The 9,316-nt window shown below is 69.1% G+C and carries 12 protein-coding genes; 2 read left to right on the top strand and 10 right to left on the bottom strand.

Features of this window, described 5'->3' with window-relative positions:
* Window positions 1-211: type II toxin-antitoxin system RelE/ParE family toxin (locus VIB55_RS12110; RefSeq protein ID WP_331876905.1), on the top strand; the 211-nt coding region annotated here is incomplete at its 5' end.
* 2 nt (window positions 212-213) lie between these two features.
* Window positions 214-534, top strand: coding sequence for a helix-turn-helix domain-containing protein (locus VIB55_RS12115; RefSeq protein ID WP_331876906.1), 321 nt, complete (start codon window positions 214-216; stop codon window positions 532-534).
* 145 nt (window positions 535-679) lie between these two features.
* Here the strand turns inward: VIB55_RS12115 and VIB55_RS12120 are convergent, their stop codons facing one another.
* From VIB55_RS12120 to ftsH, 10 genes are all read right to left on the bottom strand, one after another.
* Window positions 680-1,081, bottom strand: a complete 402-nt coding sequence (locus VIB55_RS12120; RefSeq protein ID WP_331876907.1) for a hypothetical protein — start codon at window positions 1,079-1,081, stop codon at window positions 680-682.
* Between the two features lie 142 nt (window positions 1,082-1,223).
* On the bottom strand, window positions 1,224-2,042 hold the full coding sequence (locus tag VIB55_RS12125) for a purine-nucleoside phosphorylase (RefSeq protein ID WP_331876908.1): 819 nt from the start codon (window positions 2,040-2,042) through the stop codon (window positions 1,224-1,226).
* Window positions 2,043-2,045: 3 nt separating this feature from the next.
* A complete protein-coding gene (locus tag VIB55_RS12130) occupies window positions 2,046-2,552 on the bottom strand; it encodes a DivIVA domain-containing protein (protein ID WP_331876909.1) in 507 nt (168 codons plus the stop codon).
* Complete coding sequence (locus VIB55_RS12135; RefSeq protein WP_331876910.1) at window positions 2,549-3,244, bottom strand: YggS family pyridoxal phosphate-dependent enzyme; 696 nt, start codon at window positions 3,242-3,244, stop codon at window positions 2,549-2,551. The genes VIB55_RS12130 and VIB55_RS12135 overlap by 4 nt, the downstream gene beginning before the upstream one ends.
* A 123-nt stretch (window positions 3,245-3,367) precedes the next feature.
* The gene (locus VIB55_RS12140) at window positions 3,368-3,850 is read right to left on the bottom strand and encodes a hypothetical protein (RefSeq protein ID WP_331876911.1); all 483 of its coding nucleotides are present in this window, start codon (window positions 3,848-3,850) and stop codon (window positions 3,368-3,370) included.
* Window positions 3,834-4,232 carry a Panacea domain-containing protein gene (locus VIB55_RS12145; protein WP_331876912.1) on the bottom strand — a complete coding sequence of 133 codons (399 nt, stop codon included), beginning with the start codon at window positions 4,230-4,232 and terminating at the stop codon, window positions 3,834-3,836. Before VIB55_RS12145 ends, VIB55_RS12140 begins: the two co-directional genes overlap by 17 nt.
* Window positions 4,233-4,441: 209 nt before the next feature.
* Window positions 4,442-5,227, bottom strand: coding sequence for an alpha/beta hydrolase (locus VIB55_RS12150; protein ID WP_331876913.1), 786 nt, complete (start codon window positions 5,225-5,227; stop codon window positions 4,442-4,444).
* A gap of 26 nt (window positions 5,228-5,253) precedes the next feature.
* Window positions 5,254-6,054, bottom strand: a complete 801-nt coding sequence (gene cdaA, locus VIB55_RS12155) for a diadenylate cyclase CdaA (RefSeq protein ID WP_331876914.1) — start codon at window positions 6,052-6,054, stop codon at window positions 5,254-5,256.
* Window positions 6,051-6,917 (bottom strand): dihydropteroate synthase, encoded by an 867-nt coding sequence (gene folP / locus VIB55_RS12160; protein WP_331876915.1) that lies wholly within the window; start codon window positions 6,915-6,917, stop codon window positions 6,051-6,053. Before folP ends, cdaA begins: the two co-directional genes overlap by 4 nt.
* Before the next feature lie 1,045 nt (window positions 6,918-7,962).
* The coding region (ftsH, locus tag VIB55_RS12165) for an ATP-dependent zinc metalloprotease FtsH (protein ID WP_331876916.1) at window positions 7,963-9,316 on the bottom strand (1,354 nt) is incomplete at its 5' end.

The following is a 9,316-nucleotide window of genomic DNA, read 5'->3' on the forward strand; positions in this document are numbered from 1 at the left end:
TATCCTACGTGACGGCATTCACGAACTTCGGATCACCTCGACGCGGGTGAACTACCGCGTGCTCTACTTCTTCCACGGCTCGACCGCGGTCATTTCGCACGGGTGCACCAAGGAACGCACCGTGCCACCTCGCGAGATCAGGCGGGCAGCCGAGCACAAGCGTCGATTCGCGACTGCACCTGAGGGGCACACGTACCGGGAGGAGCACTGACGATGGACGATGTAGCTCAGCAAGGCGCGAGCGGCGTGCTGTGGCGCCGCTACATCAAGGACGATCCCGCTCGCGCGCGCGCCGTTGAGCGGGAACGCATCAATGCCGAGATCGCGCAGTTGATCTACGACCGGCGGACCGCGGCGGGGCTGACTCAGAAGCAGTTGGCGGACCTCATCGGAACCCGCCAGTCGGTCATCAGCCGGCTGGAGGACGCGGATTACGAAGGGCACTCGCTCAGCATGCTGCAGCGGATTGCCACCGCGCTCGACCAGCGGCTACACGTCAGCATGACACCGGTTGACCACACGGCGGCAGCTTGATGGAGGTCGGGCGGGGCTTCGGGCCGCATGCCCCTCGGGAGGCTTCCCGCCGGTGTTGCGGAGGATTCATCCGCTCCTGTAGACGTACGCAAAAGGCCGGGAAGCCCCCAGGCTCCCCGGCCGCATCGAACTCGGCAACGCGGATCTACGATGTGAACGTCCGGTCGCAATCGGTCACCCTCCAGTGGCCGGCCGACTCCTTGACGTTGCACCGCCAGCCGGCGCCGTGCAGCGGCCCAGCCATGTAGTTCAGCTCCACCGCCCAACCGTCATCGAACCGCGGGCTCCTGTGGATGCTGCTGATCCAGAACCTCCACGCGGGGCGCCCGTCCGGGGTTTTCGCGTAATCCCCAGCAAACTCGCACGGCTGGGGCGCCCTGTGCGGAATCCGCTCGTTCAGCGCCGCGAGCACCTCCGTGGCCACGGCTCGCGTACCAATCTCGATGCAGTAGGCGATCGGCGGCTGCTCGCGGTCGCCATCTGCGCCGGAGATCTCGAAGAGGTGCTCGAAGGCGGCCACCCACGCGGCGATCGGCGCCTCCTCCAATGCTGACGCGGTCCCTGGACGTACCCCGGCATCCGCGGTCGCAGGCGGTGCAGCGGGCGGTGGAGCCCCGCCCGGACTCGCGCATCCGGCGGCCAACGCCACGACGGCGGCGAGGGTCCACTTCGTCATCGTCGCGCCCCGCTCATAGCCGCTCGACCACGCCTTCGACCAGCGCCGTCAGGTTCGGCTCGGCGGCGCCGGCGACGGCGATGATCTTCCGGATGTCGGCCACTTCCAGCGCATCGGGCAGGCACTGGTCGGTAATGATGGATACTCCCATCACCCGCATGCCGCCGTGGATGGCCACGATCACCTCCGGCACCGTCGACATCCCGACCACGTCGGCACCCATCATCCGCAGCATGCGGTACTCGGCGCGCGTTTCCAGGTTGGGCCCGGCGACGGCGACGTAAACGCCGCGCCGCAGCGTGATCCCCCGCTCCAGCGCCACCTCCACCGCGATCCGCCGCAGATCGGCGTCGTACACGGCTGACATGTCGGGGAAGCGCGGCCCCAGCTCGTCCAGGTTGGGTCCGATCAGTGGGTTGTCGCCCAGCAGGTTGATGTGGTCCGCGATCAGCACCAGGTCGCCGGGTCCCCAGAACGGGTTCATGCCGCCGCACGCGTTGGAGACGACGAGGGTGTCCGCGCCCAACGCCCGCATCACCCGCACGGGAAAGGTCACCTGCTGGAGGGTGTAGCCCTCGTAGCGATGGAAGCGGCCCTGCATCGCCACGACCGGCTTGCCGCCCAGCCGCCCCAGCAGCAGCCGCCCGGTGTGCGTCTCGACGGTGGACAGCGGAAAGTGCGGGATTTCGGCGTACGGGATCTCCGTCTCTACCTCGATGCGTTCCGCCAGCCCGCCCAGCCCGGTACCCAGGATGATGGCGACGCGCGGCTCCAGCGTGCTCCGGCCGCGGATTTCCCCAACGGCCGCCGCGATCTGCTCTCTCACGTCCACGCGTCAGTTCCCCTGCGCCTCGGGATCCTCGTCCCCCCGTCCGACGGCGGAGGTGCGCTCCTCCTCCTGCTCAATCTCTGTCAGCTGCCGCTCCACGAGGGCGCGGAAGAGGCGGAGGAACCGCACGCGCTGCCCCTGCAGCCGGCGCAGGGTCTCCGCGGCCATCGTGGCCTGGCGGCGCGCCTCGCCCACGATGCGGTCGGCCTCGGCGCGGGCCTCGCGCAGGACCAGGTCGGCCTCGCGGGCGGCCTGCTCGCGCATCTCCTCGCGAAGCTGCTGGGCAGAGACCAGGGCCTCGTTCATGGCGCGCTCGCGGTCGCGGTAGGCGGCGATGGACTCCGCCATCCCCTCCACCCGAACGCTGAGGCTGGAGTTCTCGCGCACCAGCTCCTCGAAGCGCTGCGCGACGGTGTCCAGGTAGTCGTCCACCGACGCGGCGTCGTACCCGCGGACGACCTTCCGGAAGTCGCCCTTCTTCTTTCGTACGTCCAGCGGCGTGAGATCGATCATCGCCCGCGCTCTCCAAAGAGGGTCGAGCCCACGCGGACGAGGGTGCTTCCCTCTTCCACCGCGATCTCGTAGTCGTTGCTCATGCCCATCGAAAGCTGGCTTCCATTGAAGGCGGGTACCTGCCGCGCGGTATCTTCGCACAGCCGCCGCGCCGCCGCGAAGGTGCGCCGGATGACGGCCTGGTCGTCGGTGAACGGCGCCATGGTCATCATCCCGAGCAGCCGCAGGCCCGGCAGCTCCGCCATCCAACCGATGGCATCCACCGCCTCGTCGGCCGCCAGCCCGAACTTGCTCTCCTCGCCGGAGGTGTTCACCTGGACGAGCGCATCCACCGTCGTCCCCGCGCGCTCCGCCTCTTTCGACAGCGCTTCGGCCAGGCGCAGCGAATCCAGCGAGTGCACCAGGTCCGCGAGTTCCACCGCCTTGCCGGCCTTGTTGCGCTGAAGATGGCCGATCAGGTGCCAGCGCACGGCTTTGCGACCCACGGCGGCCACCTTGTCCTCCATCTCCTGCACGCGGTTCTCGCCCACGTCCGCCAGGCCGGCGGCGATGGCGGCCTGCACGATCTCCGGCGGATGCGTCTTGGTGACGGCCACGAGCGTCACGTCGCCGGTGCGCCCGGCGCGCTGCATCGCCCGCTCGATCCCCTCCCGAACCTCCGCAACCCGCGCGGCCAGCATCTCGGCGTTCATGCGGACGATTGTATGTCGTTGCGGGGGCGGGAGCAAGCTGAAGCGAGCGAGGGAGTTCTTCCATGCGGCCCGTTCCGCTTACCTGGATTTCCACCGCTGTCGCGGTCGCCACTGCCTGCTCCGCTACGTGCCCTTCAGGTGCGAAGGATAGACCTCGTGCTCCGGGTCCCACCAGAGGATTCGAAGGATGCCGCCGTCGCGGATGCCCCAGATCCGTCGTCGTCCAGTGACGCGCAACGAGAACAGCGCGTCGGCGTCGTCCTGGCGGATCTCGGCCAGTCTATCGCGTGCCTGCTTGCAAAACCCCTTGTCGCCCGTTTCGATGAAGTGGCTTCCAGTCCTGGACTCGATATCGTGCCAAGACATGGTTTCCAGATTCTTGAGCCTTTCCAATACGTCGCGCAGCACACCGCCGTCCATTCTGGACCAACACCACGGCCCATCGAGGTCTACGATCCGAAACGCCCAGAGCGGCAATTCACCCCCGTAGTCTGGGGCAGTGCCGCGCGGGCGCTTCTCATTCCCCTTCGCAAACGACGACCGGGGCGACCTATCGTCGCCCCGGTCGTCGTATTTCGACGTGGGTTTCTTACCCTTCTGTGCCATCGTCCTCGGTTTCCTGCAAGCTGCTGTAGTACTCGGACATGGAAGCCGGCGTGATCTCCCGGTTTCCGCGCTCTCCGTCGGGAAGCCCTTCCCGCGCCAATCGCCAGGGGTCCTCTCGATGAGTCATGTCGCTAAGGGTTTGAGCGTTGCGCCAGCCGTAGTATTCCACCACCGCGTCAACGGTCGCCCGCTCTTCGTCGTTCAGGGCGCCAGGGTCGCCACGAGGCCACTCTCGGATTTCGAATTGTCCCCGGTGAAGCTGGTACAGGTCAGGGACAACGGGGCCGTTCGCCCACGCCTCGATGCGTTCGTCGAAGAGTTTGCGATCATCCCAAACGGTAGACCAAGCCTGCGAGTAGTACACCAGCTTCTGAAGCTTCATCGCGGAGAGCGGGCGTCGCTTGGTAAGAATGTAAGCCGCGACGTCATGAGCGGTCGCCATAGCCCTCGCCTCCCCCCTCAGGGTTCCCAAAACCGAACGTTTTCCGAACGCAAATCTAATCTCGCGTGCAGCAAGGGTCAACCCGGATGCGGACGAACGCACGGCGCCAAGAATGGCCTGCCTCCTCTCGAGATGCCCGGAGCACGTACTTACTGCCCCATCAGCCGGTGCAACAGGTCCGCCAGTTCGCCCGGGGCGGTGGTGTGGGGATTGTGGCCGGCCGGCATCTGCAGCACGGTCCAGCCGCGTGCGCGGGCGCGGTCCGCGTACATCGAGAATGAGTCCGTCTGCTTGCCGGGCTCCATCGTCAGAATGTACGTGGCGCGGAGGCCGCGGCCGGGTGGATGGGCGAGCAGCAGCGGATCGGCGAAGCTGCGGTACGGATGGGGAACGTCCCATGGCGGGTCGCGCGCCGGCTCCAGCCAGGGCGGCACGATCATCCCGAAGCGAGTCCAGCTCGCTAGCGTAGAGTCGCGCAGGGGTGCGTTGAGGCTCAGCACGCTCTCGCCGTGCTCCGGCAGGTACGCGTCCAGGTACACCAGGTAGCTGATGCGATCCGGCATCTGGTCCGCCACGCCGGTGATCACCATCCCGCCGTAGCTGTGGCCGACGAGGATGACGCCGCGCAGGTCCTCGTAGACCAGCGTGTTGACGACGTCGCGCACGTGCGTGCCCAGCCCCACCTCGGGCGAGCCCAGGTGCACGCGCTCGCCCAGCCCCGTGAGCGTCGGCCGATAGACGGTGTGGCCGCGCGCCGTCAGCAGCGAATCCACACGCTTCCACGCCCATCCCCCGCCCCACGCGCCGTGCACGATGACGAACGTCTTTCCCGCGGATGTGTCGGGCGTGGCCTGCGCTGCGGCGCGCGTCCCAAGCGTGCCGAGGAGCACGAGCGCCGCCAGGAGCAGCAGGCAGGTGCGTGGGAGAGAAGTCATGCGGACGTCCGGCGCGCGAGGCGGGATCAGTCGCCGGTGAGGACGCCGCGCCGCTCCACGCCGCCGGGCGCGCCTTCGTTCAGCATCTTCTCCAACTGGTCGGGCGTCAGGTGGCGATGAAGGCGGCCGCCGTGGGCCAGGGAGATCGCGCCCGTCTCTTCGGACACCACCACGACCATCGCGTCCGTCTCTTCGGAAAGGCCCAGGGCGGCGCGGTGGCGCGTCCCCAACGTGCGATCGTCCAGCACGGACTGGGTGAGCGGCAGGATGACGCCCGCCGCCACGATCTGGTCCCCGCGAATGACCGCCGCGCCGTCGTGGAGGAGCGAGTAGGGCGTGAAGATGTTCAGCAGGAGCGCGTCGGAAACGCGGGCCTGCAGGGCGGTGCCCGACTCCAGGTACTCGCCCAGTCCCACCTCGCGCTCCACGGCGATGATGGCGCCCACCTTGCCGCGCGACATCTCTTCCACCGCCTGCGACACCTCTTCCGCCACCTGCATCTGCTCCAGCCGCGAGAACACGCGCAGGAGCCGGTTCTGCCCCAACTGGGCGAGGGCGCTGCGGAGTTCGGGCTGAAAGACGATGAGCGCGGCGATCACGCCGAACTCGAAGACGCGCTCCAGCAGGTACTCCAGCAGCGACAGGTTCAGCACCCGCGCGGCGCCGTAGGTGGCCACGACGGCGAAGATGCCCATGAGCATCTGGATGGCCCTCGTCCCCGCCAGCACCCGCAGCACGCGGTAGACGACGACGGCGACCACCAGGATCTCGAGGAGGTCCTTCCAGTCCGGCGCCAGGAAGCCGAAACGCTCCACCAGGACGTTCACGGGCCCTCCGCCGAAAGCCGCAGCACCGCGTGCGCCACGTCCAGCGCGTGGCGGGTGGAGCGTACGTCGTGCACGCGGAAGATGCGCGCGCCCCGCGCCAGCCCGGCCACACACGCGCCGACGCTCCCCGGGTCGCGCGCGTCCGCCGGAACGCCGCCGAGGAGCGCGCCGATGAACGACTTGCGCGATGCGCCGAGCAGAACGGGGCGGCCCAGCCGCCGCTCCAGACGCGCCAACCCGGCGATCAGCTCCAGGTTCTGCTCCGCGGTCTTGGCGAACCCGATCCCCGGGTCCACCACGATCCGCTCGCGCGCGATCCCGGCCCGGTCCGCACGCTCCAGCGCCTGCCCCAACTCCGCCGCCACGTCGTCCACCACGTCGCCGTAGTCCGTCATCCGCTGCATGGTTTCGGGCGTGCCGCGCATGTGCATCAGCACCAGCCCGGCGCCGGAGGGAGCGAGGACGCCGGCCATCCGCGCATCGCCCAGCCCCGACACGTCGTTGATGATGTGCGCGCCGCACTCCAGCGCCTCCCGCGCCACCTCAGCCTTGCGCGTATCCACGGAGACGGGGATGGCGAGCGCGTCCTTGATGGCCCGCAGCACAGGCACGACGCGCGCCGCCTCTTCGTCCGCGGAGACGGCGGGGGCACCGGGCCGGGTAGACTCGCCGCCGACGTCGAGCAGGTCCGCGCCGTCCTCCGCCATCCGCCGCGCCTGCTCCACCGCGCGGGCAGGATTCAGGAACCGTCCGCCGTCGCTGAAGCTGTCCGGAGTGACGTTCAGAATGCCCATCACCAGCGGCCGGTCCAGCGAAAGCACCCGCCCGCGGATCGCCCACACGTCATGGGAGACGGTCGGCAAACGCGGCAGATCGAGACGTGCGCTGGAGATACCCATGGGGCCGAAAGTATCGAACGCAAAACCGCCAAGGCAAGCGCGCGGCACATTAGAAGGCCGGACCTTCGTGGCGTGGGCGTCATCCTTGGATGCCGAGGCCGCGACCTGGCACGGGCGAATGAATTTGCTGCAACAAACACACGATGTCCGCCTGCGCGGACTGCACGCATTCATGTGGCTCGAGCGGTCGGGCGCGCCCAGGCTCCGGTGCAAGCCCAACTGCGCCCGAGGGGCAGGCGAAGCCCCGACCGGCGGCGCGACAGCGCATCCCGGAGCGTCAACCACACCCGCACCGCACCCGCCAACGCGCAAATGTCATCCCGATGGAGCGGCCCCGGCGAACCCTGACGATTGTACCACAGATCGCAGCGACTGAGGGATCCGCCACACAACCGTCGAAGCGCACGCGAGCGTCAGCGTGCACCGCGGCCCGGCACGGGCGAATGACTTGGCTGCAACAAACACCTGATGTCCGCCTGCGCGAACTGCACGCTTTCGTGTGGCTCAGGCGGTCGGGCGCCCAGGCGCTGGTGCAAGCTCGGCCTGCCCTGGCGTGCTGGTGAAGCCCCGGTGCGGTGCTCGGGTTCCGGCGCGGGCGGGGCTCGCGGCAGTTCGACGAGCGCCGGCGCATTCCTCGGCTGCCCTCTCCCCCTCTCCCGCAAGCGGGAGAGGGGGAGAACTGCACCATCACCCGGGCGCGCCACGCACTCGAATTCACTCCGCGGCAGGCCAGTCTGCGAAGGCAGACTTCGTGTGGGCGTTGCCGCGAATTCATTCGCCCCAGCAGGCCTGGGCCTCACCGAATCCTCCGCACCGGCGCACCAGGCCGGGTGTGTGGCGGATCCCTCAGTCGCTGCCATCGATGGTGTGCGGGATGATCTTTCTTGGCCGCTCCATCGGGATGACATCGGCTGCGCCGCTGCGTCCGGGCCGTGACGCAAAACATCCCGGGCTCCGCATGGGGAGCCCGGGATGTTCTCGGCCACCGTAGTGACCATCGTTACCGTCGTTACGCGAGCCTCGGCTTCAATCCCTCGATGCCGCCGGCGGGCTTGGGCCGGTCCGGCGCGGGGGCCGGAAGGCCGGCGAGGTCGGGCGGGCCCGGCTCGTCCAGCGGCTTCAGCGGCGGCAGCTCCTTGCCCGCGGCCAGCAGCAGCACGTCGTCACGCGTCAGCGTTTCGCGCTCCAGCAGCTGGTTGGCCACGGCGTGCAGCAGGTCGATGTTCTCGCGCAGCGTGTCGCGCGCGCGGCCCAGCGCCTCGTTCAGCACGCGGCCGACCTCCGCATCCACCAGCTCCGACATCTTTTCCGACACCTCGCGCCGCTGCCCAATGTCGCGCCCCAGGAAGACCTCGTGCTCGCCCTCGGCGATGGCAACGGGGCCCACGGCGTCGCTCAGCCCCCACTGCGTCACGTATCGCCGGGCGATGCGGGTGGCCTGCTGGATGTCGCCGGAGGCGCCGGTGGTCACCCGGTCGCGCCCGAACACCAGCTCCTCGGCCGCGCGCCCGCCGTATGTCATCACCAGCTTGGCCTCCAGCTGCTGGCGGGTAACGGACACGCGGTCGTCCTCGGGCAGAGTGAACGCCAGCCCCAGCGCCCGCCCGCGGGGGATGATCGTCACCTTGTGCAGCGGGTCGTTCCCCGGGATGGTGACCGTGCAGACGGCGTGGCCGGCCTCGTGGTACGCCGTCAGCCGGCGCTCCTCGTCCTTCATGACGAACGAGCGGCGCTCGGCGCCCAGCATCACCTTGTCCTTGGCCTCCTCGAAGTCGCCCATGTACACCTTGTCGCGCCCGCGGCGGGCGGCGAGCAGGGCGGCCTCGTTCACCAGGTTCGCCAGGTCGGCGCCGGCCATTCCCGGCGTGCCGCGCGCCAGCACGTTCACGTCCACGTCGGGGGCGGTGGGCACCTTCTTCATGTGCACCTTCAGGATGCCCTCGCGGCCGCGCAGGTCCGGCAGGTCCACCACGATCTGGCGGTCGAAGCGGCCAGGGCGCAGCAGCGCCGGGTCCAGCACGTCGGGGCGGTTGGTGGCGGCCACCAGGATCACCCCGTCGTTGCCCTCGAACCCGTCCATCTCCACCAGCAGCTGGTTCAGCGTCTGCTCGCGCTCGTCGTGCCCGCCGCCCAGCCCCGCGCCGCGGTGGCGGCCCACCGCGTCGATCTCGTCGATGAAGATGATGCAGGGCGCGTGGCTCTTGCCCTGCTCAAAGAGGTCTCGCACGCGGCTGGCGCCCACGCCCACGAACATCTCCACGAAGTCCGAGCCCGACATGCTGAAGAAGGGCCGCCCGGCCTCACCCGCCACGGCGCGCGCAAGCAGCGTCTTGCCGGTGCCGGGAGGGCCCACGAGCAGCGCG

Source organism: Longimicrobium sp., from assembly GCF_036554565.1.
Lineage (GTDB): Bacteria > Gemmatimonadota > Gemmatimonadetes > Longimicrobiales > Longimicrobiaceae > Longimicrobium.